The organism is Streptomyces sp. NPDC048291 (assembly GCF_043201715.1).
In the GTDB taxonomy this organism is placed as follows: domain Bacteria; phylum Actinomycetota; class Actinomycetes; order Streptomycetales; family Streptomycetaceae; genus Streptomyces.
Genome location: NZ_JBICZC010000009.1, coordinates 346,896 through 373,602, shown reverse-complemented (window position 1 = coordinate 373,602; position 26,707 = coordinate 346,896). Strand labels below are relative to the sequence as shown.

The following is a 26,707-nucleotide window of genomic DNA, read 5'->3' as shown; positions in this document are numbered from 1 at the left end:
TTCTCGTCACATTCCTCGTCGGGGAGCGTCGGCCTGCGCACTGTGACCTCGGCGGCCTGCGGCCGCTTGCCGCAGATGGGCGTTGGTGGCGCGCTCCTGGCCGATGGTCGTCTGGGGGCCGTGGCCGGACAGGACCACGGTGGAGTCGTCGAGCGGCAGGCAGACACGGGCCAGCGAGGCCAGCATGTCGTCCATGGAGCCGCCCGGCAGGTCCGTGCGTCCGATGGAGCCGGCGAAGAGCAGATCGCCCGAGAAGAAGACCGAGGGGATCTCGGCCGTCTCGGGCATCCGGAAGGTCACCGACCCCTTGGTATGGCCCGGCGCGTGCGCGACGGAGAACTCGAGTCCGGCCAGCTCCAGCCGCGCGCCGTCGGTCAGTTCGCGGACGTCGTCCGGCTCCCCCACGGTCAGCTCGCCCATCAGCGGCATGCCGATGGACCGGCCGAGCGCCTTCTCGGGGTCGCTCATCATGTACCGGTCCTCGGGGTGGATCCAGGCCGGTACGTCGTGCGCTCCGCAGACGGGGACGACCGAGGCCACGTGGTCGATGTGGCCGTGGGTGAGGACGACGGCGACGGGCTTGAGCCGATGCTTCCGCAGTGCTTCCTCGACGCCTTCGGCGGCCTGGTGGCCGGGGTCGATGATCACGCACTCCGCGCCTGCGGCGGGGGCGACGAGATAACAGTTCGTCCCCCAGGCCCCGGCGGGGAACCCGGCAATGAGCACGATCGTCCTTCGTTGTGTCGGTTCGGGTGGCTGCAAGCTGTGGTCCAGAGCCTACCGGCGCTGCCGTTTCCTCAGCGAACCCATATACGGTACGGGGCTACACGCAGCAGTCGGCTCACACAGCGCACAGGACGCACGCGTACCGGTCGACACACGACACGCATGAGGAGAGAACCCGGTGGTCAGCCAGGAGCAGCGGCGGCGTCAGCTCGCCCGGGAGAAGTTCTTGCGGCAGCAGCAGCGGCGCACCAGCGCACGGCGCAAGACACGCACGCGCAACTCCGTGATCGCGTCGGTGCTCGGCGTGGTCGTGATCGGCAGCGTCACGCTGTACATGACCGGTGCGCTGAAGGGCAACGACGACAAGGCGAACGCCAGCTCGGAGACGACGCCCAGCGCCTCCGCCTCGCCCAGCAAGGCCCCGGACCCGTGCGAGAAGGCCGCGGCCGGCTCGGTGAAGAAGCTGAGCTGGAAGAAGGAGCCGGCGATGACGATCGACACGTCGGCGAAGTACACGATGACGCTGTCGACGACCTGCGGCGACATCGGCGTCGCGCTGAAGACGTCGGCGGCCCCGCACACCGCGAACTCGTTCGACTTCCTCGCGTCGAAGGGCTACTTCGACCACACCAAGTGCCACCGGCTCACCACCAACGGCATCTACGTGCTGCAGTGCGGCGACCCGACGGGCACCGGGAGCGGCGGCCCCGGGTACACGATCCCCGACGAGAACCTGAAGGACACGAGCCTGAAGGGCGGTGTCTATCCGGCGGGTACGGTCGCGATGGCCAACACGGGCCAGAAGCACACCGGTGGCAGCCAGTTCTTCCTGGTCTACCAGGACAGCCAGTTGCCGGCCAGCTACACCCCGTTCGGCACCGTCGACGCGGCCGGAATGAAGGTCCTGAAGAAAATCGCCGCCGCGGGTGAGAACACCGGACAGGGTGACGGAGCCCCGAACGCGACGGTCGTCATCAACAAGGCCACGGTCGCGAAATCCTGACCACGAACTGCGAAATTTCGGTCGCGCGGGATGCGGACAGGCAACCCGCCGGTCGCCTATGTTGGCCGTGACGAAACTGTGGACGATGCCCGGGGGCGCTGAGGCCCCTCGCGGGCATCATGTGGAGGAGGCGCTGTGAGCAGCGACCCGTGGGGCCGCGTCGACGAGACGGGGACCGTGTACGTGCGTACGGCCGACGGCGAGCAGGTCGTCGGGTCCTGGCAGGCCGGCTCCCCCGAGGAGGCGCTGGCCTACTTCGAGCGCAAGTACGAGGGCCTGGTTGTCGAGATCGGCCTCCTCGAAAAGCGAGTACAGACCACCGACCTGTCCACGAAGGACGCCCAGGTCGCCATCGACCACCTGCGCGAGCAGGTGGAGGCGCACCACGCGGTCGGTGACCTGGCGGCGCTGCGGACCCGGCTGGGCGAGCTGGTGAAGACCGTGGACTCGCGCCGCGAGGAGCGCAAGGCGCAGCGCGCCAAGCAGTCCGACGAGGCCCGTCAGGCCAAGGAGGACCTGGTCGTCGAGGCGGAGCAGCTGGCGCAGTCCGACCAGTGGCGGGCGGCCGGCGAGCGGCTGCGGTCCCTGGTGGACACCTGGAAGGGCCTGCCGCGGCTGGACCGCAAGTCGGACGACGAGCTGTGGCACCGCTTCTCGCACGCCCGGTCGGCGTTCTCCAAGCGCCGCAAGGCGCACTTCGCGCAGCTCGACGCCCAGCGCGAGGACGCCCGCAAGGCCAAGGAGAAGCTGGTCGCCGAGGCGGAGTCGCTCTCCGACTCGACGGACTGGGGTCCCACGGCCGCGCGCTACCGCGAGCTGATGGCCGAGTGGAAGGCCGCCGGCCGCGCCCAGCGCGAGCACGAGGACGACCTGTGGAACCGCTTCCGCGGCGCCCAGGACGTGTTCTTCGCCGCACGCGGCTCCGCCTTCGCGGAGCGGGACGCGGAGCAGACGGAGAACCTGAAGCTGAAGGAGGAGCTGGCCGCCGAGGCCGAGAAGCTCCTGCCGATCACGGACCTGCGGACCGCGCGGTCCGCCTTCCGCTCGATCAACGAGCGGTGGGAGGCCATCGGCCACGTGCCGCGCGACGCGCGTCCGAAGGTCGAGGGCCGGATGCACACGGTCGACCGGGCCATCCAGGAGGCCGAGGAGGCCGAGTGGCGCCGGACCAACCCGGAGGCACGCGCGCGTGCCGCGGGTCTGACCGGCCAGCTGCAGGCCGCCGTGGACAAGCTGCGGTCGCAGATCGAGCAGGCCCGCGCCCAGGGCAACACGTCGAAGGCGGACAAGCTGGAGCGTGAGCTGGAGGGCCGCCAGGCACTCCTGGACCAGGCCCTGAAGGGCCTCCACGAGTTCGGCGGCTGAGTCCCCGCGCACGCACGGTTCGACGAGGGGCCCCGTACACCGCGTACGGGGCCCCTCGTCGTATGTCCGTCCGCCGCTACGACCGGTTGCGCGCCGAGGTGACCCGGTAGACGTCGTACACGCCCTCCACGCCCCGTACGGCCTTCAGGACGTGGCCCAGGTGCTTCGGGTCGCCCATCTCGAAGGTGAAGCGGGAGGTGGCCACCCGGTCGCGGGAGGTCTGGACGGCCGCGGAGAGGATGTTGACGTGCTGGTCGGACAGGACGCGGGTGACGTCCGACAGGAGCCGGGACCGGTCCAGGGCCTCGACCTGGATGGCGACCAGGAAGACCGAGGACTGGGTGGGCGCCCACTCGACGTCGAGGATGCGCTCGGGCTCGCGGGACAGTGACTCGACGTTGACGCAGTCGCTGCGGTGCACCGAGACCCCGCTGCCGCGCGTGACGAAGCCGATGATCGGGTCGCCGGGCACGGGGGTGCAGCAGCGGGCCAGCTTGACCCAGACGTCGTCGACGCCCTTGACGACCACGCCGGGGTCCTGGCTGCTGCGCCGCTTGTTGCGGCGGCCGCGGGTCGGCGGGACCGCCTCGTCGATCTCCTCGGTGGCCGCCTCCTCGCCGCCGAGCGCCTGCACCAGCTTCTGCACGACGTTCTGCGCGGCCACATGGCCCTCGCCGATCGCCGCGTACAGCGAGGAGATGTCCGGGTAGCGCATCTCGTGCGCCAGCGTGACCAGCGAGTCGCCGGTGAGGATGCGCTGGATCGGCAGGTTCTGCTTGCGCATCGCGCGGACGATGGCGTCCTTGCCCTGCTCGATCGCCTCGTCCCGGCGCTCCTTGGAGAACCAGCCGCGGATCTTGTTGCGGGCGCGCGGGGACTTGACGAAGCCGAGCCAGTCGCGGGACGGTCCGGCGCCGGTCGCCTTGGAGGTGAAGACCTCTACCAGGTCGCCGTTGTCCAGCGTCGATTCCAGCGGCACCAGGCGGCCGTTGACCCTGGCCCCTATCGTGCGGTGGCCGACCTCGGTGTGGACCGCGTACGCGAAGTCGACCGGGGTGGCCCCGGCCGGGAGCGCTATGACGTCGCCCTTGGGCGTGAAGACGAAGACCTCGTTGCGGGACAGGTCGAAGCGCAGGGACTCCAGGAACTCGCCGGGGTCCTCCGTCTCCTTCTGCCAGTCGAGCAACTGCCGCAGCCAGGCCATGTCGTTGAGGTGGTCGTCCTTGCCCTTGCCGGACGACTTGGGCACGTCGGTGCGGACCTTGGAGGCGCCGGCGACCGCTTCCTGCTTGTACTTCCAGTGCGCGGCGATGCCGTACTCGGCGCGGCGGTGCATGTCGAACGTGCGGATCTGGAGTTCGACGGGCTTGCCGTTGGGTCCGATGACCGTCGTGTGCAGCGACTGGTACATGTTGAACTTGGGCATCGCGATGTAGTCCTTGAAGCGCCCCGGAACCGGGTTCCAGCGCGCGTGGACGGTGCCCAGGGCCGCGTAGCAGTCGCGGACGGTGTCCACCAGGACGCGGATGCCCACCAGGTCGTAGATCTCCGCGAAGTCCCGGCCGCGGACGATCATCTTCTGGTAGACGCTGTAGTAGTGCTTCGGGCGGCCGGTGACGGTCGCCTTGATCCGGGCGGCGCGCAGGTCGGCCTGGACCTCGTCGGTCACTATGGCGAGGTACTCGTCCCGCTTGGGCGCCCGTTCGGCGACCAGCCGCACGATCTCGTCGTACATCTTGGGGTAGAGGATCGCGAACGCGAGGTCCTCCAGCTCCCACTTGATGGTGTTCATGCCCAGCCGGTGGGCGAGCGGCGCGTAGATCTCCAGGGTCTCGCGCGCCTTCTTCTCCTGCTTCTCGCGCTTGAGGTAGCGCATGGTGCGCATGTTGTGCAGGCGGTCGGCGAGCTTGATGACCAGGACGCGCGGGTCCTTGGCCATGGCGACGACCATCTTGCGCACGGTCTCGGCCTGCGCGGCCTCGCCGAACTTGACCTTGTCCAGCTTGGTGACGCCGTCGACGAGCAGCGCGACGACGTCGCCGAAGTCGCGGCGCAGGTCCTCCAGGCCGTACTCGGTGTCCTCGACGGTGTCGTGCAGCAGGCCCGCCATCAGGGTCGCCGGGTCCATGCCCAGCTCGGCGAGGATGGTGGTGACCGCGAGCGGGTGCGTGATGTACGGGTCGCCGCTCTTGCGCTTCTGGCCGCGGTGCCAGCGCTCGGCGACCTGGTAGGCGCGCTCGATCTGGCGCAGCGTGGCGTTCTCGATCTTGGGATCGTTGCTACGGACTATGCGCAGCAACGGCTCCAGGACCGGGTTGTACGGGTTCGCGCGCTGCACGCCGAGGCGGGCCAGGCGGGCGCGGACGCGGTTGGAGGAGCCGGACCGGGCGGGCTGGCCGCTGTTGGGGCGGGTCGCGGGGCGTTCGGGCGGGGCCGGCTTGGGACGCGAGGTCTCCGCCGACTTCTCGACCGGCGCGGACTGGGCGTGCTCGACCGGCCCACGGGTGTCGTTCTTCGTCTGCGACACGTTCGGCGCGGGCTTGGCCGCGGGCGCCGAGGCAGGCTCGGGCTTGGCGGCTGTCAGTGGCTGGGCCTCGTCTGGCAAGAGGGCTCCTCGTGCGCGATCCGGGTCCCCCGGTCAGGCTCCGGAGTGCCCATGGTAGCGATCCTGGGCCATGTCATCGCCTGCAGGCCGGACGGTGGACCGTATACGGGAGAAACACCGGAGGCTGCCGTGGGATTCCACAGGGGTGTCGTGCGGGTGGCCACGGCCCCCGCGGAACGCGAACGGCCGCCCCCGAAGGGGCGGCCGTTCGGTCGGTCGTAGGGCGCTCAGACCTGGAGGAGGGCCTCCAGCGGCGCTCCCCGCAGGGCCGGCTCCAGGCGGCTCCGGCCGCCCAGGAAGCCCAGCTCCATCAGGACCGCGACGCCCGAGACCTCGGCACCGGCGCGGTGGATCAGCCGGATCGCGGCCTCGGCGGTGCCGCCGGTGGCGAGCACGTCGTCGACGATCAGGATCCGGTCGTCCGCCCCGAGGTCCTCGGCGTGCACCTCGATCTCGGCCGAGCCGTACTCCAGCTCGTAGGCCTGGCGCAGGGTGGCTCCGGGGAGCTTGCCCGCCTTGCGGACCGGGATGAAGCCGAGTCCGGCGCGGACGGCGACCGGGGCGCCCAGGATGAAGCCCCGGGCCTCCAGGCCGACGATCTTGGTGGCGCCGGTGCGCTCGGCGATCTCCGCGAGGGCGTCGGTGAGCGCGGTGAACGCGGCCGGGTCCGCCAGCAGCGGGGTGATGTCCTTGAACATCACGCCCTGCTCCGGGTAGTCCTCGACGTCCCGGATACGGCTGAGCAGCAGTTCCTCGATGTCGGTCACCGGCGCTTCCCCGACGGTCGGCCACGGCCGCCCCGGTTGCGGGACGCGGGCTGGTTGCGCGGGCCGACGACGGCCGGAGCGGCGTCCTCGGGGTCCTCGGAGCCGTCCACCCGGGCCTCGGCCATCTCCTCCTCGGCCGCGGCCTGGGCACGCTTGGCGAGGACGCGCTTCTTCAGGGCCTTCATCTGCGGCTCGGCCTCCTTGAGGTCGGCGACGAGCGGCGTGGCGATGAAGATCGACGAGTAGGCACCGGCGGCGAGACCGACGAACAGCGACAGCGAGATGTCGTTGAGCGTGCCCGCGCCGAGGAAGCCGCCGCCGATGAACAGCAGGCCCGCGACCGGCAGCAGCGCGACCACCGTGGTGTTGATCGAACGGACCAGGGTGCCGTTGATCGAGTGGTTGGCGATGTCGCTGTAGGTGAAGCGGGTCTGCTTGGTGATGTCCTTCGTCTGCTCCTTGAGGCTGTCGAAGACGACGACCGTGTCGTAGAGCGAGTAACCGAGGATGGTCAGCAGACCGATGACCGTGCCGGGCGTGACCTCGAAGCCGACCAGGGCGTAGATACCGGTCGTGATGGTGATGTCGTGGATCAGCGCGACCAGGGCCGCGACCGCCATCCGCCACTCGAAGGCGATCGCCAGGTAGATCACCACGAGGACCATGAAGATGGCGAGGCCTTCCCAGGCCTTGTTGGCGATCTCGTCACCCCAGCTGGGGCCGACCAGGTCGGAGTTGATGGACTCGGGGTCCACGTTCATGTCCTTGGCGAGCGCGGCCTTGGTCGCGTCCGACTTCTCGGTGTCCATACCGGCGATCTGGATGCGCAGACCGCCCGTGCCGAGCTTCTGTACGACCGCCTCGTGGCCGGAGGCCTGCTGCGCGTAGGTCTCCGCCTGGGACACCGAGACGCTGGTCTTCGAGGTGGTGAAGACGGCGCCGCCCTGGAAGTCGATGCCCATGTTCAGGCCGCGCACCGCCAGGCCGACGATGGCCGTGATGGTGATCAGGATGGAGACGCCGTACCAGATCTTGCGCTTGCCGACGAAGTCGTAGCTGATCTCGCCGCGGTGCAGTCGGGCGCCGAGGTTGCCGAGTTTCGACATCGCTCACGCTTCCTTCGGGTCGGCAGGGCCGGCGACGGGGCCGGCGGGACGGCGGGTGCGGCGCAGCGGGGCCTTGGCGCCCAGGCCCTTCGGGTCGAGGCCCGACCACTTGTGGCCGTTCGCGAAGAACTTACGCCGGGCGAGGATCGTCATCAGCGGCTTGGTGAAGAAGAAGACGACGACCACGTCGAGCACCGTGGTCAGACCGAGGGTGAACGCGAAGCCCTGGACCTTGCCGACGGTCACGATGAACAGCACGGCGGCGGCCAGGAACGACACGAAGTCGGAGACCAGGATGGTGCGCCGGGCGCGCGGCCAGGCCCGCTCGACGGCGGGGCGCAGCGTGCGGCCCTCGCGGATCTCGTCCCGGATGCGTTCGAAGAACACGATGAACGAGTCCGCCGTGATACCGATCGCGACGATCGCACCGCAGACGGCGGGCAGGTTCAGCGCGAAGTGGATCGTGGGGCCGAGCAGCGACATGATCGTGTAGGTGAGAGCCGCGGAGACCAGCAGCGAGGGGATCGCGATCAGCGACAGGCCGCGGTAGAAGGCCAGCAGGTAGATGATGACCAGCGCGAGGCCGATGGCGCCCGCGATCAGACCGGCGTGCAGCTGCTGGCCGCCGAGGGCGGCGGTCACCGTGGTGACGCTCTCGGTCCTGAAGGAGAGCGGGAGCGCGCCGTAGGACAGCATGTTGGAGAGGCTCTGGGCCTCTTCCTGGGTGAAGCTGCCGGAGATCTCCGCCTGGCCGCCGGTGATCGACTGGCTCACGGTCGGGCTGGAGACGACCTCGCCGTCGAGGACGATGCCGAACTCGTTCGTCGGCTGGGAGGCGTTCTTGGCGAGCTCGGCGGTGACGTCCGCGAACTTCTTGGCTCCACCGGAGGTGAAGGACATCTGGACCTGCCAGCCGGAGGCGCCCTGCGTGTCGAAGACGGCCTGGGCCTTCTTGACATCGGTGCCGTCCACGCGGGCCGGGCCGAGCACGTACTTGTACCAGGCGCCACCGATCTGGCCGCAGGCCACGGTGGTGTCGGTCGGCTTGGCGCTCTTGCCCGCGGTGGCGCGCTGCGCGGCCTTGGTGCAGTCCAGTGCGGTGTACTCGGCCTCCAGCTTCGAGGCCGCGGCGGAGGCGCTGGCAGAGGCGCTCGCGTCGGCCGAGGAGGTGGCGGAGGGGCTCGCCGAGGAGGAGGCGGACGCCGAGGACGACGGCGTGGAGCCGGCCTTCAGGGCGTCGGTGACCGCGCGGCCCTGCGAGGTGGCCGAGGAGGACGGCGAGGCGGACGAGCCGGTCGCCTTCTGGGTCCCGGACGCGCTGCTCGACGGGGAGGCGCTCGGGGAGGAGGTGGAGCTGCCGCTGGCGGACGCGCTCGGGGAGGCGCTCGACGAGGCGGCGGCGCTGGCCTCCTGGGCCAGGACCGGGCGGAAGTAGAGCTTCGCGGTGGTGCCGACCTGCTGGCGGGCCTCTGCGGAGTTGGTGCCCTTGGGGATGTTGACGATGATGTTGCTGGTGCCCTGGGTCTGGACCTCCGCCTCGGACACGCCCAGACCGTTGACACGGCGGTTCATGATCTCGACCGCGGTGTCCATGTTGGTCTTGTTGATCGCGTTGGGCTGGCCCGGCTCGTTCCTCGCCTGCAGCGTGATGCTCGTACCACCGGCCAGGTCGATACCGAGACGTGGAGTGGTGTTTCCGGAGGCGAACATTCCGCCGGTGAGCGCCACGATGGCGATCAGGATGAGGGCCAGCGAGCGCCCTGGCTTGCTCTGGGCGCTCGCGCTCCGGCCCCTCTTAGGTGCTGCCACCTTCTCGTACTCCCTCTCGGGCCGCCGCGCGCCTGGTCGGTGCGGTCGGCCATGACATGGTGTCGGGATCCCGTGCGGGAAACAGACGCTCCCGGGGTGCGGGGTGCGCGTGGGATGTGCGCACCGCTCCCCGGGACACGGCTACTTCGCGTCGGAGTCGCCGTCGGTCTTCTTCGGCTCTTCGTCAGCCTTCGCCTCGGCGGTCGCGGACTCGGCCGGCCCGTCGGTCTTGGTCTCCGTGTCCTCGTCCTCGGCGGCGTCCTTCTTCCCGAGGTCGACGGCCTTGTCGTCGGAGGCGGCGGCAGCTTCGGCAGGCTCGTCGTCGGTCTCGGTGAGGGAGGAGGCGTCGTCCGGGACGACGTCGGCGTCGGACTTCAGGTCGTGCTCGACGCCGTGCACGATGCGGTTGTACTCGTCGTCCGTGAGGATGGCGCCGATCGCGTTCTTCGCGAAGAGGAGGTCGACGCCCGGGCCGGCGTCGAGGAGGACGGTGTCCTCGTTGACTTCCTTGACCGTCGCGTACATGCCCCCGATGGTGCGGACCCCGTTGCCGGGCTGGATCTCGTTCCGCATCTGCGTGGCCTGCTGCTGGCGCTTCCGGGTGGAACGCGTCATCAGGAACATGGCCGCGATGAGGACGATGAACACGAGAATGGGCAAGCTATTCACGGGACGGAATTTCCTTCGCGCAGCCGCGGCGGTGAGCGGCCTGGATGATGGGGGCGTGGTCGGCGCCGCCCGCAAAGGCGGCATCGGCGGAGTCTAGGCGAGTCCGCGCGCATGGAACAACGCTCAGCATGGCACCTGGGTTCCTGGGCCCGCCAATGCCCCGCCGTCACGAAGCGATCACGTCTGCGACGGGAGCCTGGTCCGCGGGCGCTGCGCTGTCCGGGCGAGGAGGGGCGGGAGTCCGGGACCGGTCCGGGGATACGGCGGGCACAAGACGTTCTCACCGGCAACGTCCCGGGCACCGCGAACATCGCCTACGGCCGGGAACCGGCCGGGCGCAGGTCCGGCCACCGGCCGGGCGCAGGTCCGGGCACCGAGTCACCGGGTTTCCGGGGCCGTGGGCCGGTTTTCCGCAGACCCGAAGCCCGGAGGTGCCCACGGGGCGGCCGGGCCTCCGCCGCGTCGGTCCTGGCAGGGCCCCCGCCATGTCGGTGCCGGCAGGGCCTCTGCCGTGTCGGTGCCGGAGGGCTCCGGCCGGGTCGGTGCCGGGAGGGCCCCCGCCGCGTTCGTGTCAGGTGCCGAACAGGTCCTGCTGGCCTGTTCCGCCCGTCGTGCCGCGGGGGGCGGTGAGGCCCAGGTGGGCCCAGGCGGCGGGGGTGGCGACTCGGCCGCGAGGGGTGCGGGCCAGCAGGCCCTCGCGGACCAGGAAGGGTTCGGCGACCTCCTCGACGGTCTCCCGCTCCTCCCCCACCGCGACGGCGAGGGTGGACAGGCCGACCGGTCCGCCGCCGAACAGCTTCAGCAGGGCTTGCAGGACCGCGCGGTCCAGCCGGTCCAGGCCGCGCTCGTCCACCTCGTAGACGGCGAGGGCCGCGTGCGCGATGTCACGTGTGACAAGTCCGTCCGCCTTGACCTGCGCGTAGTCCCGGACCCGGCGCAGCAGCCGGTTGGCGATACGGGGCGTACCGCGCGAGCGGCCGGCGATCTCGGCGGCGCCGGCCGGCTCGATCTCGACGTCCAGCAGGTTGGCCGAGCGGTGCACCACCCGCTCCAGCTCGCGCGGCTCGTAGAACTCCATGTGCGCGGTGAAGCCGAAGCGGTCGCGCAGCGGCGGCGGCAGCAGGCCCGCGCGGGTGGTGGCGCCGACCAGGGTGAACGGGGGCAGTTCGAGGGGAATGGCGGTGGCACCCGGGCCCTTGCCGACGATGACGTCGACCCGGAAGTCCTCCATCGCCATGTACAGCATCTCCTCGGCGGGCCGCGACATGCGGTGGATCTCGTCGAGGAAGAGGACCTCGCCCTCCTGGAGGGAGGAGAGGATCGCGGCCAGGTCGCCGGCGTGCTGGATGGCGGGGCCCGAGGTGATGCGGATGGGGGCGCCCATCTCAGCCGCGATGATCATGGAGAGGGTGGTCTTGCCCAGGCCGGGGGCGCCGGAGAGCAGCACGTGGTCGGCGGTGGCGCCACGCGCGCGTGCGGCGCGCAGCACCAGGTCGAGCTGTTCGCGGACCTTCTCCTGGCCGATGAACTCGCCGAGGTCCTTGGGGCGCAGGGCGGCCTCGACGGCCTGGTCCTCACGGTCGGCGACGGCGCCCACCAGCCGCTCCGCGTCGGCGCCGGTGTCGGTCGGGTCGTCCCAGTTCATAAGTGATGTGCCTCAGCGGTGGTGGGGTCAGCGGGCGCGGTTGAGGGTCTGGAGGGCGGCCTTCAGCAGCTGGCCGACCTGCGGGGTGCCGCCCGCCGCCTCGGCCTGCGGGGTCACGGCGGTGACGGCCTCCTCGGCCTCCCGGGTCGCGTAGCCGAGGCCGATGAGGGCGGCGTGCAGCTGGTCGCGCCAGCCCTGACTGACCGGCGCACCGATCGCGGGGGCGCCGACGGGCTCGCCGAGCCGGTCCTTCAGCTCCAGCAGCAGCTTCTGCGCACCCTTCTTGCCGATGCCGGGGACGGCGATCAGCGCCTTCTCGTCACCCGTGGCGACCGCGCGGCGCAGCGCGTCCGGGCTGTGCACGGCGAGCATCGCCTGGGCGAGCCGCGGACCGACCCCGCTCGCCGTCTGGAGCAGCTCGAAGACCTGCTTCTCGTCGTCGTCGACGAAGCCGTACAGGGTGAGCGAGTCCTCGCGTACGACCAGCGAGGTGGCGAGCTTGGCCGGCTGGCCCATGCGCAGCCCGGACAGGGTGTTGGGCGTGCACTGGACGGCGATGCCGATCCCGCCCACCTCGACCACCGCGGAGTCCGGGGCGAGGGCGGCGACCGGGCCGCTGACGAAGGCGATCATGCCGTACGGCCTTTCGTTGCGTTGGCTGCGTGCAGGGCGACGGCCTGCTGGAGTCGATTCTGCGCGGGGGCGCGCCAGATGTGGCAGATGGCGAGCGCGAGGGCGTCGGCGGCGTCGGCGGGCTTCGGCGGGGCGCTGAGCCGGAGCAGCCGGGTCACCATGGCGCCGACCTGGGCCTTGTCGGCCCGTCCGGAGCCGGTGACGGCGGCCTTGACCTCGCTGGGGGTGTGCAGGGCGACGGGGATGCCCCGGCGGGCGGCGCACAGCATGGCGACGGCGCTGGCCTGGGCGGTGCCCATCACGGTCCGTACGTTGTGCTGGCTGAACACCCGCTCCACGGCGACGAATTCGGGCCGGTGCTCGTCCAGCCACTGCTCGATGCCCTGCTCGATGGCGACCAGGCGCAGGCCGAGTTCGGCGTCCGCCGGAGTCCGTACGACCCCCACGCCGACCATGGTGAGCGGCCGCCCGGCGACGCCCTCGACGACCCCGACACCGCACCGGGTCAACCCGGGGTCCACCCCCAGTACACGCACCGCGCCCCTCCCCTCCTTGCGGCTGAACCGCCGCCGCTCTCGCGGACCTGGCCGAGCGCCGTCGTGGTTCCTCGACTGATGGCTGCGGTCCGTGGACGGCGATCTACGGATGGCGCCAGGCTAGCCGCTGCCACTGACAACGGCGGCGGGCTGGTGGGACGTGTCCCACCAGCCCGCCGATTCCGCTCAGCCCGCGGCAGCGTTACGCGTCGACCTTCTCCATGACCTCGTCGCTGACGTCGAAGTTGGCGAAGACGTTCTGCACGTCGTCGCTGTCCTCCAGGGCGTCGATCAGCTTGAAGATCTTCTTGGCGCCGTCCTCGTCCAGCTCGACCTGCATGGTCGGGACGAAGTTGGCCTCGGCGGAGTCGTAGTCGATCCCGGCGTCCTGGAGGGCGGTGCGGACGGCGACCATGTCGGTGGCCTCGCTGAGCACCTCGAAGGACTCGCCCAGGTCGTTGACTTCCTCGGCACCCGCGTCCAGGACGGCGTCGAGCACGTCGTCCTCGGTCAGCTCGCCCTTGGGGACGATCACGACGCCCTTGCGGTTGAAGAGGTACGACACCGAGCCCGGGTCCGCCATGTTGCCGCCGTTGCGGGTCATGGCGACGCGCACGTCGGAGGCGGCGCGGTTGCGGTTGTCGGTGAGGCACTCGATGAGCACCGCGACGCCGTTCGGGCCGTAGCCCTCGTACATGATCGTCTCGTAGTCGGCGCCGCCGGCCTCCAGGCCGCCGCCGCGCTTGACCGCGGAGTCGATGTTCTTGTTCGGGACCGACTGCTTCTTGGCCTTCTGGATGGCGTCGTACAGAGTCGGGTTGCCCTCGATGTCGACGCCGCCCATCCGGGCCGCGACCTCGATGTTCTTGATCAGCTTCGCGAAGAGCTTGCCGCGCTTGGCATCGATCACGGCCTTCTTGTGCTTCGTCGTAGCCCATTTAGAGTGGCCGGACATCTGCCTGTCTCCTTCGCGTAACCCATCCAAACAACGAACGCCAGAGATCCTACTAGGACTCCGTCGCCCGGTCGGCGTGCACCATGTCGACGAACAGGGAGTGCACGCGGTGGTCGCCGGTCAGTTCCGGATGGAAGGACGTGGCGAGCGCGTTGCCCTGGCGGACCGCGACGATGTGGCCCTCGTGCTCGGCGAGCACCTCGGCCTCGGCGCCGACCGACTCGACCCAGGGGGCGCGGATGAACACGCCCTCTACAGGATCGCCGTCGATCCCGCGTACGTCGACCGCCGCCTCGAACGACTCGTTCTGCCGCCCGAAGGCGTTGCGGCGCACGATCATGTCGATGCCGCCGATGGTCTCCTGGCCCGAGCGCGGGTCGAGGATCTTGTCGGCGAGCATGATCATGCCCGCGCAGGTGCCGTAGACGGGCATTCCGGCCCGCACGCGCGCGCGAAGGGGCTCCATCACGCCGAACAGGACGGCGAGCTTGGAGATGGTGGTGGACTCGCCGCCGGGGATGACGAGGCCGTCCACCTCGGCGAGTTCCTCGGGGCGCCGGACCGGCCTGGCCACGGCGTCTGCCGCGGCCAGGGCGATGAGGTGCTCCCGTACGTCGCCCTGGAGGGCCAGGACGCCTATGACAGGTGCGTCGGTCATGTGCGTGAAACCTCTGGCCTTACCAGCCGCGGTTGGCGTAGCGCTCGGCCTCGGGGAGGGTGTCGCAGTTGATGCCGACCATGGCCTCGCCGAGGTTGCGCGACGCGTCCGCGATGATCTTCGGGTCGTCGTAGAAGGTGGTCGCCTTGACGATGGCGGCGGCGCGCTTGGCCGGGTCGCCGGACTTGAAGATGCCGGAGCCGACGAAGACGCCCTCGGCGCCGAGCTGGCGCATCAGGGCCGCGTCGGCCGGGGTGGCGACACCGCCGGCGGAGAACAGCACGACCGGCAGCTTGCCGAGCTCGGCGACCTCCTTGACCAGCTCGTAGGGGGCGCGCAGCTCCTTGGCGGCGGCGTACAGCTCGTTGTTGTCGCAGCCGCGCAGCTTGGCGATCTCGCCCTTGATCTGGCGCAGGTGGCGGACGGCCTCGACGACGTTGCCGGTGCCGGCCTCGCCCTTGGAGCGGATCATGGCCGCGCCCTCGGCGATCCGGCGCAGGGCCTCGCCGAGGTTGGTGGCGCCGCAGACGAAGGGGGTGGTGAAGGCCCACTTGTCGGAGTGGTTGACCTCGTCGGCCGGGGTCAGGACCTCGGACTCGTCGATGTAGTCGACGCCGAGCGACTGCAGGACCTGGGCCTCGACGAAGTGGCCGATCCGGGACTTGGCCATCACCGGGATGGACACGGCCTCGATGATGCCCTCGATCATGTCCGGGTCGGACATCCGGGCCACGCCGCCGTCCTTGCGGATGTCGGCCGGGACCCGCTCCAGGGCCATGACGGCGACGGCGCCCGCGTCCTCGGCGATCTTCGCCTGGTCCGGCGTGACGACGTCCATGATCACGCCGCCCTTGAGCTGCTCGGCCATGCCGCGCTTCACACGGGCGGTGCCGGTCTCGGGGGTCTGGTTCTCACTGGTGGACACGGGTGACCTCACTCGCTGAAAGAGGGTTTCTGCAAACACCGAGGAAACGCGAGTGGACCAGTCCACAGCAAGGGCCAATGGGAAGGCGGTGGATCGTTTTCCGGTCAGGCCGTGCGCTCGACCAGCGCGGCAGGCGGTTCGTCGTCCATCTCGAAGGCCAGCGGGAAGGGGGCGTGCCCGGCCAGCCGGAACCAGCGGACCTTGCGGTGCTCGCGCAGCCGGCGGGCCGCGCCGACGGCGTCGTTGTGGAAGCGGCGGGCCATCGGGACCCGGCGCACGGACTCGGCCAGCTCCCTCGCGGCGGCGTCGCCGCCGGGCGCCTGACGGACCTCCTCGACCTGCTGCGGGTGCTCGAAGACGGCCCGCAGCGCCTGGCTCAGCTCGCTCTCCGCGACCTCCCGCTGCTCCTCCTCGGCCTGCCGGGCGGCATGCGCGGCCTCGTACAGCACGATCGAGGAGGCAGGATCCAGCACCCCCGAGGTCGCCAGCTCCTGAGCCACCGACGCGCGCCGCAGCAACTGCGCGTCGAGGGCGGCCCGGGCCGCGTCGATCCGCGCATGCAGCCGGTCCAGCCGACCGGCGGTCCAGCTCAGATAGAGCCCGATCACCACGAGGGCGGCAAGAATCCAGAGAGTCCAGACGAGGGAAGCGCTCACGGGCGGAACGCTATAGGAGACGCCCACGGCAGCGCCCCGTCAGGGGCGCGGGGAACTGCGCGCCCGGCCACGACGGCGCCGCACCCGCCGGACGTCACAGCGCGGCACTTCCTGATATCGGCGCCCCTCCCAGCGGAGCGCCTAGTCCCGCGCCAACCCGAACCGCGCCCGCAGCCCCGACCGCTCGTCCGCCGCCACCGCCGCCGCGCCCGCCGTCACCGTCTCGTAGACGGACAGGATGTCCGCGCCCACCGTGGACCAGTCGAAGCGCCGCACGTGCACGCTGCCGCGGGCGCTCAGCCCGGCCCGGCGCTCCGGGTCCGCCAGGAGCCGTACCGCCGCCTCCGCCAGCGCGCCCGCGTCCTCGTTGGCGAAGAGCTCGCCCGCCGCCCCCTGGTCCAGGACCTGGGCGAAGGCGTCGAGGTCGGAGGCGAGGACGGGGGCACCCGCCGACAGGGCTTCGACCAGGATGATCCCGAAGCTCTCGCCGCCCGTGTTGGGCGCGATGTACAGGTCGAGGCTGCGCAGGAAGCGGGCCTTGTCGTCGTCGCTGATCATGCCGAGGAACTCGACGCGGGAGCGCAGATCGGCGGGGAGGGACTCGACCGCGGCCTCCTCGTCGCCCCGGCCGGCCACCAGGAGCCGGGTCTGCGGGCGGGCGGCGAGGATCTCGGGCAGGGCCCGCATCAGGACCGGGAGGCCCTTGCGGGGCTCGTCGATGCGGCCGATGAAGCCGATGGTGTCGCCCTGCCACTCGGGGCGCGGCTCGGCCTTGGCGAAGAAGTCGACGTCCACGCCGTTGGGGATCACGACGGCGTCGCCGCCGAGGTGCTCGACCAGGGTGCGGCGGGCGTACTCGCTGACCGCGATCCGGGCGCTGATCTTCTCCAGGGCGGCCTGGAGGATCGAGTACGCGGCGATCATCGCGCGGGAGCGCGGGTTGGAGGTGTGGAAGGTCGCCACCATCGGGCCCTGGGCCGCCCAGCAGGTCAGCAGGCCGAGGGACGGGGAGGTCGGCTCGTGGATGTGGACCACGTCGAACGCGCCGTCGTGCAGCCAGCGGCGCACCCGCGCGGCGGACAGGAAGCCGAAGTTGAGACGGGCCACCGAGCCGTTGTACGGCACCGGGACGGCGCGGCCGGCCGAGACGACGTAGGGCGGCAGCGGGGTGTCGTCGTCGGCGGGGGCGAGGACGGAGACCTCGTGGCCCAGGCGGATGAAGTACTCGGCGAGGTCGCGGATGTGGAACTGGACGCCACCCGGGACGTCCCAGGAGTAGGGGCAGACGATCCCGATCCTCACGACGGTCCCTTCGCGGGGTCGAGGTCGGCGAGCCACAAGCGCTGGAGCATGTGCCAGTCCTCCGGATGGTCGGCGATCCCGGTGGCGAAGGCGTCGGCCAGCGCCTGTGTCATGACAGACGTCTTCGACGCTTTGTCACCTGACTCGGGTACCTCGATCGGGGCGTGCACGCGGCCCTGCATGACGGGGCTGTCGTCGTACCAGAGCGTGACGGGCAGCAGGAGCGCGCCGGTCTGCTGGGCCAGCAGGGCGGGTCCGGCGGGCATCCGCGCGGTGTCGCCGAAGAAGTCGACCTCGATGCCGGAGGCGGACAGGTCGCGGTCGGCGACCAGGCAGACCAGGCCGCCGTCGCGCAGCCTGCGCGCCAGGGTGCCGAAGGCGGAGCCGCCGCTGTGCGGCAGGACCTCCATGCCGAGGCCCTCGCGGTAGGCGACGAAGCGGTCGTAGAGCGTCTCCGGCTTCAGGCGCTCGGCGACCGTGGTGAACGGGGTCTTCAGCTCGGTGGTGACCCAGGCGCCGGCCAGGTCCCAGTTGGCCAGGTGCGGAAGCGCGAGGATCACACCGCGGTCGGAGGCGAGGCCGTCGGTGAGGTGGTGGACGTCCTTGGGGACGAAGCCGCCGCGGATCCGCTCCTCGCTCCAGGACGGCAGCCGGAAGGACTCCATCCAGTAGCGCAGGTACGAGCGCATGCCGGCCCTGGAGAGCTCGCGCAGCCGCTCCGGGCCCGCGTCGGGCCGCACGCGCGCGTAGTTCGACTCCAGCCGCTGGACGCCCTTGCCGCGCTGCCGCCAGGCGAGGTCCGCGACGGAGTTGCCGAGGCGCACGGCGACCGGTTCGGGGAGCTTCCTGACGGTGCTCCAGCCGAGACCGTACAGAGAGTCGGTGAGCCGGTCGGCGGCGGTCACTGGGAGGCCTCGCTCCCGTGCGAGGCATTCTCGCGCTCGGCCGCGGCCTCCGCCTCGGCGGACTCCCGGCGGACCGTGACGACCCGCTGGACCAGGGTGACCAGGCTGCCCACGGCGACGATCCACAGGGCGATCGGCAGCAGGATCTGGATGTGCGGGACGCCGAACTTGTGGAAGCCGGCCAGACCGGCCGCCACCAGCGAGATCACCAGGCGCTCGGCACGCTCCACGAGACCGTTGACCGCCACCGGCAGCCCGATCGACTCGCCGCGCGCCTTGGTGTACGACACCACCTGGCCGCTGGCCAGGCAGAAGATGGAGACCGCGCACAGGACGTTGTCGTTCCCGTTGCCCGCGTACCAGAGAGCGAAGCCGCCGAAGATCGCGCCGTCGGCGACCCGGTCCAGGGTGGAGTCCAGGAAGGCGCCCCAGCGGCTGGTGCGGCCCAGCTGGCGGGCCATGTTGCCGTCCACCAGGTCCGAGAACACGAACAGCGTGATCACGATCGTGCCCCAGAAGAACTCGCCCCGGGGGAAGAAGACCAGCGCGCCCGCGACCACTCCGGCCGTGCCGAGGAGCGTGACCGTGTCCGGGCTCACGCCCCTGCGGATGAGAAACGCGGCGAACGGTGTGAGGACACGCGTGAAGAATGCACGCGCGTACTTGTTCAGCATGGCCTTCCCGACGGTCGTAGCGCCGTGCGGCCCCTGCTGGCCACCCCGGCTGGCCCATCGTAGCCACGCGCGCGTGTGTGCGACGGGTGGGCACTCGCAGGAGGGGCCGGCGGCCCGGCGGGAAGGGTCCCGCGGGCACGATCACGTCGTTCGTATGGACGCACCGTGACGGGAGTGGAAAGCTCGAATAACCGCGGGCGTCATCGGAGCCGCCACCGCACGCGGCCCGCCATGCTCGCCCGCGCCCACAGAGACCTCACCGTGCACGGGAGGCATAACCATGGGCGACAAGGTCAAGGAACACCCCGGAGCCGCCGGCAGGGCAAGGGCGGCCGACCACCCCGCGTCTGTACGGAATGTGGTGCTGGTCGGCCACTCCGGATCGGGAAAGACCACCTTGGTGGAGGCGCTCGCGCTGACCGCGGGAGCGGTGAACCGGGCGGGCCGGGTGGAGGACGGCGGGACCGTCTCGGACTACGACGACATCGAGCACCGGCAGCAGCGCTCCGTACAGCTGTCGCTGGTACCGGTCGAATGGAACGGAATCAAGATCAACATCCTGGACACCCCGGGATACGCCGACTTCGTCGGTGAGCTGAGGGCCGGTCTGCGCGCGGCGGACGCGGCCCTCTTCGTCGTCTCGGCCTCGGACGGGGTGGACGGCTCGACCCGGATGGTGTGGGAGGAGTGCGCCGCCGTCGGGATGCCGCGGGCGATCGTCGTCACGCACCTGGAGGCCGCCCGCGCGGACTTCCAGGAGATGACCCGGGTGTGCGCCGAGGCGTTCGGGGCCGACGACCCCGACGCCGTGCTCCCGCTCTACCTGCCGCTGTACGGCCCGCAGGGTCCGGACGGGCACGCGCCCGTGACCGGCCTGGTCGGGCTGCTCACGCAGAAGCTGTTCGACTACTCCACCGGCGAGCGCAAGGAGTCCGAGCCGGGCCCCGAGCAGCTGCCGGACATCGAGGACGCCCGCAACCGGCTCATCGAGGGGATCATCTCGGAGAGCGAGGACGAGACCCTCATGGACCGCTATCTGGGCGGCGAGGAGATCGATCTCAAGACGCTGATCGAGGACCTGGAGCGGGCCGTGGCCCGCGGGTCCTTCTTCCCCGTCCTGGCCGCCGCCCCGGCCGCCGACGGCGCCCGCCAGGGCCTCGGCACGGTCGAGCTCCTGGAACTGGTCACCGGCGGCTTCCCGACGCCGTTCGAGCACCCCACGCCGGGCGTCACCACCCTCGACGGCGAGCCGCGCGAGATCAAGCCGTGCGACACCGGCGGCCCGCTGGTCGCGGAGGTCGTGAAGACCGCCTCCGACCCGTACGTCGGCCGGGTCTCGCTGGTCCGGGTCTTCTCCGGCACCCTGCGCCCCGACGAGACGGTCCACGTCTCCGGGCACGGGCTGGCCGACCGCGGCCACGAGGACCACGACGTCGACGAGAAGATCGGCGCCCTGTCCACACCGTTCGGCAAACAGCAGCGGCCGGTCACCCATGTCATCGCCGGTGACCTCGCGTGCGTGGCGAAGCTCGGCCGCGCGGAGACCGGGGACACCCTCTCCGGCCGGGACGACCCGCTGCTCATGGAGCCGTGGGAGATGCCCGACCCGCTGCTGCCGCTCGCCATCGAGGCGCACAGCAAGGCGGACGAGGACAAGCTCTCCCAGGGCCTGTCCCGCCTGGTCGCCGAGGACCCGACGATGCGCCTCGAACAGAACCAGGACACCCACCAGGTGGTGCTGTGGTGCCTCGGCGAGGCGCACGCGGACGTCGCCCTGGAGCGGCTGCGCAGCCGGTACGGCGTCCAGGTCGACGTCGTACCGCACAAGGTGTCCCTCCGGGAGACGTTCGCCGGGAAGTCCGCCGGGCGCGGCCGGCACGTCAAGCAGTCCGGCGGGCACGGGCAGTTCGCGATCTGCGAGATCGAGGTGGAGCCCCTGCCGGGCGGTTCCGGCATCGAGTTCGTCGACAAGGTGGTCGGCGGCGCGGTGCCCCGGCAGTTCATCCCGTCGGTCGAGAAGGGCATCAGGGCCCAGGCCGTCAAGGGGGTCGCCGCCGGCTACCAGTTGGTCGACGTGCGGGTCACCCTGCTCGACGGCAAGGCGCACTCGGTGGACTCCTCCGACGCCGCCTTCCAGACGGCGGGCGCGCTGGCGCTGCGGGAGGCCGCCGCGGACGCGAGGATCCATCTCCTCGAACCGGTCGCCGAGGTGTCCGTGCTGGTCGGCGACGACTACGTGGGCGCGGTGATGAGCGACCTGTCCGGGCGGCGCGGCCGGGTGCTCGGCACCGAGCAGACCAGCGGCGGACGCACCCTGATCAAGGCGGAGGTACCGGAGTTCGAGATCGGGCGGTACGCGGTCGACCTGCGCTCCCTGTCGCACGGCACGGCGCGTTTCAGCCGCTCCTACGCCCGGCACGAACCGATGCCGCCACAGATCGCCGAGAAGATTCGCGAACAGGCCAAAGACACCTCCTGATCGGTGCCGCGGCGAACGTTCGGCGGACGGCTTCGGCCGTCCGCCGACGGCTGCCGGTGGCTGGGGATACTCTGAGTACTTGATCAACAGGTGTGCGGAGTACGGAAGTCGGGAAGGCCGCAGAAGCGGGACGGCGGCAAGTGGGGGCGGGAATGAGCTTCGAGGACTTCTTCGGGCCACAGGTGCCCAGGCCGGGCGGCGAGGCGCAGGCACCGACCTACGCCCTGGCCTCGGCGGCCTACCGGGACACACCGATGGAGGAGATCAAGAAGGCCGACAACGAGTGGCACCAGTCCTCGGTCAGCGAGGGCCGCAAGTGGGCGAAGATATTCCGGCCCAACTTCGGTGAGGCGTACTCCCAGGCGGTCATCGACCGCATGCTGGGCGTCGGCCGCAAACCCCTCGTCCAGTCCTTCGGCAGCGAACCCCAGGTGGTCGTCGAGCACTGCCTCGCGGCCAACCGCATCCGCCGCGAACGCGACACCCGGCTCACCGCCGTCATGTTCCTGTGCGGCGTGCTCTTCCTGCCCGGACTCCTCGTCTGGCTGGGCGTCTTCCAGCTCCGGGCCACCATGATGAAGGCCGACAACAAGCGGGTCTCCGGGCTCGGCAGCGCCCTGCTGGCCGCCGTCGGCGTCGTCGCGATCGTCTTCCTGATCCGGATGCCCCTCACCGGCTTCTGGGGCTGGTACGCGCGTGGCTGCATCGTGCTCCCGGTGGTCGGCTGGTACCTGGCCAAGCGGCTCTGCGAGCGCACCGCGCGGGACCTGCGCGAGGCCTGGGACGGCCTGCTGTCCGGCGGCAGCGTCGGCGCGAAGGTCCCGGAGGCGGTGCCGACCAGCCCCGACCAGGCGGCGGCCGAGCAGCTGCGCCAGTCCCTGGCCCGGCTCAGCGCCGAGCAGCAGTCCAACTCGGTCTTCTACGCCGGGCCCAAGGGCATACTCGGCATGGGCACCCGCTGGGGCTCCTGGCACCTCGCGGAGGAGCTGGTCCCGCTCGATCCGGTCAAGGGCGTCCACGAGTTCCGTGCCTGGACGGTCGTCCGGGAGATCGAGAAGGAGCTGAGCGTGCTGCACCGGCAGCACCTGAAGACCGGCGGCTTCCCGGCGCCCCAGGTCAGGCACTGGATCGTCACCCATGTCGGAGAGGGCGCCAAGGCGGTGTCCCGGCCCGAGGGGGACTACCAGGTGGGCCCCGCCGACGTGGAGCGGATCTGCAACAACAACCACTTCGACAAGGGCGAACGGCACTACCTGGGCGTGCAGTGGCCGCACCTGTGGGACGGCGGCCTGATCATCACGATGATGGCCACCGTGACCGTGCTGAAGGAGACCCTGCGGATCGAGGTCACCGGACACGCCCTCGGCCCGGTCAACGGCCTGTTCAGCGGCAAACCCGAGGCCCCCACCAAGACGGTGGCCAAGACCGTCCGGTTCTGGGAGACCCGGACGATCAAGCTGCCGCTGGTCACCCCGGACGAGGTGGTCCGGCTCGCCGCGCGGGCGTCGATCAGCTGGTATCCGCCGCTGCTGAAGTGGCTCGGCGGCTCCCTCGGCCTGCCCGAGCCGTTCGGCCTGCGGCACGCCTGGGCCGACCAGCCGTGGAAGCACCGCTTCATGGCCGACGACGCGCTGCGCGCGGCCACGCCGGTGCTCCGGGCGGTGCACCGGGCCGCGTTCACCGTGCTCAAGGAGCACGACGTCAACATGGACAAGTTCAACGCGCGGGCGGGAGCGCTCAGCGGGTCGGTCCAGGAGGCGTCACCGAAGAAGGCCGACACGTACGACGCGTGAGGCAGCGCTCCGCTGGAACTGGCGCGCTGCGCCGTCGTCTGTCCGCGGCGCCGTCGTGGCTGGTCGCGCAGTTCCTCCCCCAGCCTTCGGCCGGGGGTGCCCCCAGCGCCCCCTTCGGGGCGCTGCGCTGCTGTTCAGTGTGCCGTCGGCCAGGCCTCGGCCAGCATCTTGCGGGTGTCCGCGAGCAGTTGCGGCAGCACGCGGGTGTGGCCGACCACCGGCATGAAGTTCGTGTCGCCGCCCCAGCGCGGGACGATGTGCTGGTGCAGGTGGGCCGCGATGCCGGCGCCCGCCACCGTGCCCTGGTTCATGCCGATGTTGAATCCGTGGGCGCCGGACGCCGTGCGCAGCGCGGTCATCGCCTGCTTGGTCAGCTCGGCCAGCTCGACGGTCTCCGGGCCGGTCAGGTCCGTGTAGTCGGCGACGTGCCGGTACGGCACCGTCATCAGGTGACCGCCGTTGTACGGGTAGAGGTTGAGCACCGCGTAGACGTGCTCGCCGCGCCGGACGATCAGCCCGTCCTCGTCGGACTTGGCCGGGATCGAGCAGAAGGGGCAGCCGTCGTCGGCCCCCGGACCGGTCGGCTTGTTCTCACCCTGGATGTAGGCCATCCGGTGGGGCGTCCACAGGCGCTGGAACGCGTCCTGCGTCCCCACTCCGATCTGCTGCTCCGGCTCACTCGTCATGCTAGGCAGCATATGGCTTCGCCCGTTCGCGGCGTGTCGCCGGGGCCGGGGGAAAGCCCCGGGCGGCGAAGCTGGGCGGATGGACGACGACAGCCGGCTGAAGCGCTGGGACCGGAGGACCGACCTCGTGCTCGGCGCCGCCTCGCTGGTCTTCCTCGGCTCGTACGCGGTGCATGTGCTGCTGCCCCGGATGCCGGACGCCGCGCACGCCTTCTTCCTGTCGCTGCTGTACACGGCCTGGGCGCTGTTCGCCGTCGACTACGCGGTGCGCTGGCGGCTCAGCGGCGAGGGGCCCCGGTTCGTACGGCGGCACTGGCTGGACACGGTCGTCCTGGTGCTGCCGCTGCTGCGGCCGGTGCGGGTCGTGCGGACCTACGAGTCGATCCAGCGCCGGCGCGGGGAACCCCGGCTCCCGTTGCACGCGCGCGTGGCGCTCTACTCGACGCTGTCGATCTCCCTGCTGGGGTTCTCCGGCGCCCTCGCCGTCTACCAGGTCGAACGCTCGGCCCCGAACGCCACCATCCGCACCTTCGGCGACTCCCTGTGGTGGACGTGCTCGACCCTCTCCACGGTCGGCTACGGCGACTACGTCCCGGTGACCACCCTGGGGCGGTTCATCGCGGCGGGGCTGATGGCCTGCGGACTTGCGCTGCTGGGCACGGTCACGGGGTCGTTCTCGTCCTGGATGCTGCAGCGGTTCGCGCTGAACGAGGACGAGAGGAGGCCCCCGGAGAAGTGATCTCCGAGGGCCCCTGACGGAGGCGGGGCGGATCAGACCTGGGTCCGCTCCTCGACCACCTTCACGATCTTGGCGATGGCCTCGTCGAACGGGATGCCGTTCTCCTGCGAGCCGTCGCGGTAGCGGAAGGAGACCGAACCGGCCGCCATGTCCTCGTCGCCCGCGATGACCATGAAGGGCACCTTCTGCTTCTGGGCGTTGCGGATCTTCTTCTGCATGCGGTCGGAGGACGCGTCCACCTCGACCCGCAGGCCCTTCTTCTTCGCCTCGGCGGCGAACTTGTGCAGGTAGTCGACGTGCGCGTCGCCGATCGGGATGCCCACCGCCTGCACCGGCGCCAGCCACGCCGGGAACGCGCCCGCGTAGTGCTCCAGGAGCACCGCGAAGAACCGCTCGATGGAGCCGAACAGGGCGCGGTGGATCATCACCGGACGCTGCTTGGAGCCGTCGGCGGAGGTGTACTCCAGGTCGAAGCGCTCGGGCAGGTTGAAGTCCAGCTGGACGGTCGACATCTGCCAGGTGCGGCCGATGGCGTCCTTGGTCTGCACGGAGATCTTCGGGCCGTAGAAGGCGGCGCCGCCCGGGTCGGGGACGAGCGGGAGGCCCTGCTTCTCGGCGACCGAGCGGAGCGTCTCGGTGGCCTCCTCCCAGACCTCGTCGGAGCCGACGAACTTCTCCGGGTCCTTGGTGGAGAGCTCCAGGTAGAAGTCGGTCAGGCCGTAGTCGCGCAGCAGGTTCAGGACGAAGGTGAGCGTCTTGTCGAGCTCCTCCGCCATCTGCTCCTTGGTGCAGTAGATGTGCGCGTCGTCCTGGGTGAAGCCGCGGGCCCGGGTCAGGCCGTGCACGACGCCCGACTTCTCGTACCGGTACACGGTCCCGAACTCGAAGAGGCGCAGCGGCAGTTCACGGTAGGAGCGGCCGCGCGCGTCGAAGATCAGGTTGTGCATCGGGCAGTTCATGGGCTTGAGGTAGTAGTCCACGCCCTCGTCGAGCTGCATGGGCGGGTACATGCCGTCGGCGTACCAGTCCAGGTGCCCGGAGGTCTCGAAGAGCTTCCCCTTGGTGGCGTGCGGGGTGTAGACGAACTCGTAGCCCTCCTCCTCGTGCCGGCGGCGCGAGTAGTCCTCCATCACGCGGCGGACGACGCCGCCCTTGGGGTGGAAGACGGCGAGGCCGGAACCGATCTGCTCCGGGATGGAGAACAGGTCGAGCTCGCTGCCCAGCTTGCGGTGGTCGCGCTTCTCGGCCTCGGCGAGGAAGTCCAGGTACTCCTTCAGCTCGTCCTTGGACGGCCAGGCGGTGCCGTAGATGCGCTGGAGCATCGGGTTCTTCTCGCTGCCGCGCCAGTAGGCGGCGGCGTTGCGCATCAGCTTGAACGCCGGGATGAGGCGGGTGGAGGGCAGGTGGGGACCGCGGCAGAGGTCCTTCCAGCACAGCTCGCCGGTCTTGGCGTCCAGGTTGTCGTAGATCGTCAGCTCGCCGGCGCCGACCTCGACGTCCGCGCCGTCGTCGCTGGACGCGGAGCCCTTGAGGCCGATCAGCTCCAGCTTGTACGGCTCGTCCGCCAGCTCCTCGCGGGCCGCCTCGTCGGTGACGACACGGCGGGCGAACTTCTGCCCGCGCTTCTGGATCTCCTGCATCTTCTTCTCGATGGCCTTGAGGTCATCGGGGTGGAAGGGCTTCTCGACGTCGAAGTCGTAGTAGAAGCCGTCCTTGACGGGCGGGCCGATGCCCAGCTTGGCCTCGGGGAAGAGCTCCTGCACGGCCTGGGCCATGACGTGCGCGGTGGAGTGGCGCAGGATGTTGAGGCCGTCCTCGGAGGAGATCTCGACGCCCTCGACGGTCTCGCCGTCCCGCACCTCGTACGCGAGGTCCCTGAGCTCACCGGCCACCCGGGCGGCGACGATCGAGCGCTCGCCGGCGAAGAGCTCGGCGGCCGTAGTGCCCGTCGTCACCACGCGCTCTTCCCGCTCGGAATCGCGTTGGATGATCACACGGACGTCTGACACCGGTCTCTCCTGACTGAAGGTGGATGCGGCGCCATACCAGGAGCGCGCGCAATAGGGGATCG

General features: G+C 70.7%; 23 protein-coding genes. 5 read left to right on the top strand and 18 right to left on the bottom strand.

Annotated features, from left to right (window positions below; translation table 11 throughout):
- Positions 1 to 6 precede the first annotated feature (6 nt).
- Positions 7 to 726 carry an MBL fold metallo-hydrolase gene (locus tag ACGF5O_RS25795; protein WP_393812220.1) on the bottom strand — a complete coding sequence of 240 codons (720 nt, stop codon included), beginning with the start codon at positions 724 to 726 and terminating at the stop codon, positions 7 to 9.
- 178 nt (positions 727 to 904) lie between these two features.
- Between ACGF5O_RS25795 and ACGF5O_RS25790 the strand changes: the two genes are divergently transcribed.
- Together ACGF5O_RS25790 and ACGF5O_RS25785 are read left to right on the top strand one after the other, a co-directional pair.
- Entirely contained in the window at positions 905 to 1,729 is an 825-nt protein-coding gene (locus ACGF5O_RS25790) for a peptidylprolyl isomerase (protein ID WP_393812219.1), read from the top strand.
- Between the two features lie 135 nt (positions 1,730 to 1,864).
- A complete protein-coding gene (locus tag ACGF5O_RS25785) occupies positions 1,865 to 3,094 on the top strand; it encodes a DUF349 domain-containing protein (RefSeq protein ID WP_393812218.1) in 1,230 nt (409 codons plus the stop codon).
- A gap of 76 nt (positions 3,095 to 3,170) precedes the next feature.
- On the opposite strand, the gene ACGF5O_RS25780 is transcribed toward ACGF5O_RS25785, so the two are convergent.
- The 15 genes from ACGF5O_RS25780 to pgsA form a co-directional block, all read right to left on the bottom strand.
- Positions 3,171 to 5,699 carry a RelA/SpoT family protein gene (locus ACGF5O_RS25780; protein WP_393812217.1) on the bottom strand — a complete coding sequence of 843 codons (2,529 nt, stop codon included), beginning with the start codon at positions 5,697 to 5,699 and terminating at the stop codon, positions 3,171 to 3,173.
- Positions 5,700 to 5,926: 227 nt separating this feature from the next.
- Positions 5,927 to 6,466, bottom strand: a complete 540-nt coding sequence (locus tag ACGF5O_RS25775; protein ID WP_393812216.1) for an adenine phosphoribosyltransferase — start codon at positions 6,464 to 6,466, stop codon at positions 5,927 to 5,929.
- Entirely contained in the window at positions 6,463 to 7,572 is a 1,110-nt protein-coding gene (gene secF, locus ACGF5O_RS25770) for a protein translocase subunit SecF (protein ID WP_393812215.1), read from the bottom strand. The genes ACGF5O_RS25775 and secF overlap by 4 nt, the downstream gene beginning before the upstream one ends.
- A 3-nt stretch (positions 7,573 to 7,575) precedes the next feature.
- Positions 7,576 to 9,381 (bottom strand): protein translocase subunit SecD, encoded by a 1,806-nt coding sequence (gene secD, locus ACGF5O_RS25765; RefSeq protein WP_393812214.1) that lies wholly within the window; start codon positions 9,379 to 9,381, stop codon positions 7,576 to 7,578.
- Positions 9,382 to 9,522: 141 nt separating this feature from the next.
- Positions 9,523 to 10,041 (bottom strand): preprotein translocase subunit YajC, encoded by a 519-nt coding sequence (yajC, locus tag ACGF5O_RS25760; RefSeq protein WP_393812213.1) that lies wholly within the window; start codon positions 10,039 to 10,041, stop codon positions 9,523 to 9,525.
- Between the two features lie 580 nt (positions 10,042 to 10,621).
- Positions 10,622 to 11,695, bottom strand: a complete 1,074-nt coding sequence (gene ruvB, locus ACGF5O_RS25755; RefSeq protein ID WP_393812212.1) for a Holliday junction branch migration DNA helicase RuvB — start codon at positions 11,693 to 11,695, stop codon at positions 10,622 to 10,624.
- 27 nt (positions 11,696 to 11,722) lie between these two features.
- Positions 11,723 to 12,328 (bottom strand): Holliday junction branch migration protein RuvA, encoded by a 606-nt coding sequence (gene ruvA / locus ACGF5O_RS25750; RefSeq protein WP_393812211.1) that lies wholly within the window; start codon positions 12,326 to 12,328, stop codon positions 11,723 to 11,725.
- Positions 12,325 to 12,864 (bottom strand): crossover junction endodeoxyribonuclease RuvC, encoded by a 540-nt coding sequence (gene ruvC / locus ACGF5O_RS25745; protein WP_359222714.1) that lies wholly within the window; start codon positions 12,862 to 12,864, stop codon positions 12,325 to 12,327. Before ruvC ends, ruvA begins: the two co-directional genes overlap by 4 nt.
- A 202-nt stretch (positions 12,865 to 13,066) precedes the next feature.
- Positions 13,067 to 13,819 carry a YebC/PmpR family DNA-binding transcriptional regulator gene (locus tag ACGF5O_RS25740; protein WP_393812210.1) on the bottom strand — a complete coding sequence of 251 codons (753 nt, stop codon included), beginning with the start codon at positions 13,817 to 13,819 and terminating at the stop codon, positions 13,067 to 13,069.
- A 52-nt stretch (positions 13,820 to 13,871) separates the two neighbouring features.
- A complete protein-coding gene (pdxT, locus tag ACGF5O_RS25735) occupies positions 13,872 to 14,477 on the bottom strand; it encodes a pyridoxal 5'-phosphate synthase glutaminase subunit PdxT (RefSeq protein ID WP_393812209.1) in 606 nt (201 codons plus the stop codon).
- Positions 14,478 to 14,496: 19 nt separating this feature from the next.
- Entirely contained in the window at positions 14,497 to 15,402 is a 906-nt protein-coding gene (pdxS, locus tag ACGF5O_RS25730; RefSeq protein WP_393812208.1) for a pyridoxal 5'-phosphate synthase lyase subunit PdxS, read from the bottom strand.
- Positions 15,403 to 15,506: 104 nt separating this feature from the next.
- The gene (locus tag ACGF5O_RS25725; protein WP_393812207.1) at positions 15,507 to 16,058 is read right to left on the bottom strand and encodes a hypothetical protein; all 552 of its coding nucleotides are present in this window, start codon (positions 16,056 to 16,058) and stop codon (positions 15,507 to 15,509) included.
- Positions 16,059 to 16,199: 141 nt separating this feature from the next.
- The gene (locus ACGF5O_RS25720; RefSeq protein ID WP_393812206.1) at positions 16,200 to 17,360 is read right to left on the bottom strand and encodes a glycosyltransferase family 4 protein; all 1,161 of its coding nucleotides are present in this window, start codon (positions 17,358 to 17,360) and stop codon (positions 16,200 to 16,202) included.
- Positions 17,357 to 18,265, bottom strand: coding sequence for a phosphatidylinositol mannoside acyltransferase (locus tag ACGF5O_RS25715; RefSeq protein WP_393812205.1), 909 nt, complete (start codon positions 18,263 to 18,265; stop codon positions 17,357 to 17,359). Before ACGF5O_RS25715 ends, ACGF5O_RS25720 begins: the two co-directional genes overlap by 4 nt.
- Entirely contained in the window at positions 18,262 to 18,939 is a 678-nt protein-coding gene (gene pgsA, locus ACGF5O_RS25710; protein ID WP_393812204.1) for a phosphatidylinositol phosphate synthase, read from the bottom strand. Before pgsA ends, ACGF5O_RS25715 begins: the two co-directional genes overlap by 4 nt.
- A gap of 280 nt (positions 18,940 to 19,219) precedes the next feature.
- Between pgsA and ACGF5O_RS25705 the strand changes: the two genes are divergently transcribed.
- Positions 19,220 to 21,418 carry an elongation factor G-like protein EF-G2 gene (locus ACGF5O_RS25705; RefSeq protein WP_393812203.1) on the top strand — a complete coding sequence of 733 codons (2,199 nt, stop codon included), beginning with the start codon at positions 19,220 to 19,222 and terminating at the stop codon, positions 21,416 to 21,418.
- Between the two features lie 152 nt (positions 21,419 to 21,570).
- Entirely contained in the window at positions 21,571 to 23,211 is a 1,641-nt protein-coding gene (locus ACGF5O_RS25700; protein ID WP_393812202.1) for a hypothetical protein, read from the top strand.
- A gap of 134 nt (positions 23,212 to 23,345) precedes the next feature.
- Here the strand turns inward: ACGF5O_RS25700 and ACGF5O_RS25695 are convergent, their stop codons facing one another.
- Positions 23,346 to 23,897 (bottom strand): HIT family protein, encoded by a 552-nt coding sequence (locus tag ACGF5O_RS25695; RefSeq protein WP_393812201.1) that lies wholly within the window; start codon positions 23,895 to 23,897, stop codon positions 23,346 to 23,348.
- Between the two features lie 79 nt (positions 23,898 to 23,976).
- Here ACGF5O_RS25695 and ACGF5O_RS25690 point away from each other — a divergent pair, with 79 nt between their 5' ends.
- Complete coding sequence (locus ACGF5O_RS25690; protein ID WP_393812200.1) at positions 23,977 to 24,636, top strand: potassium channel family protein; 660 nt, start codon at positions 23,977 to 23,979, stop codon at positions 24,634 to 24,636.
- A gap of 32 nt (positions 24,637 to 24,668) precedes the next feature.
- On the opposite strand, the gene thrS is transcribed toward ACGF5O_RS25690, so the two are convergent.
- Entirely contained in the window at positions 24,669 to 26,645 is a 1,977-nt protein-coding gene (gene thrS, locus ACGF5O_RS25685) for a threonine--tRNA ligase (RefSeq protein WP_393812199.1), read from the bottom strand.
- Between the last annotated feature and the right edge of the window lie 62 nt (positions 26,646 to 26,707).

Coding starts and splice junctions, on each gene's coding strand:
- ruvA (WP_393812211.1), bottom strand. CDS start 12,328: ATGATCGCCTTCGTCAGCGGCCCGGTCGCCGCCCTCGCCCCGGACTCC.
- ACGF5O_RS25705 (WP_393812203.1), top strand. CDS start 19,220: ATGGGCGACAAGGTCAAGGAACACCCCGGAGCCGCCGGCAGGGCAAGG.
- pdxT (WP_393812209.1), bottom strand. CDS start 14,477: ATGACCGACGCACCTGTCATAGGCGTCCTGGCCCTCCAGGGCGACGTA.
- secF (WP_393812215.1), bottom strand. CDS start 7,572: ATGTCGAAACTCGGCAACCTCGGCGCCCGACTGCACCGCGGCGAGATC.
- ruvB (WP_393812212.1), bottom strand. CDS start 11,695: ATGAACTGGGACGACCCGACCGACACCGGCGCCGACGCGGAGCGGCTG.
- ACGF5O_RS25700 (WP_393812202.1), top strand. CDS start 21,571: ATGAGCTTCGAGGACTTCTTCGGGCCACAGGTGCCCAGGCCGGGCGGC.
- ACGF5O_RS25690 (WP_393812200.1), top strand. CDS start 23,977: ATGGACGACGACAGCCGGCTGAAGCGCTGGGACCGGAGGACCGACCTC.
- ACGF5O_RS25695 (WP_393812201.1), bottom strand. CDS start 23,897: ATGACGAGTGAGCCGGAGCAGCAGATCGGAGTGGGGACGCAGGACGCG.
- pgsA (WP_393812204.1), bottom strand. CDS start 18,939: ATGCTGAACAAGTACGCGCGTGCATTCTTCACGCGTGTCCTCACACCG.
- ACGF5O_RS25740 (WP_393812210.1), bottom strand. CDS start 13,819: ATGTCCGGCCACTCTAAATGGGCTACGACGAAGCACAAGAAGGCCGTG.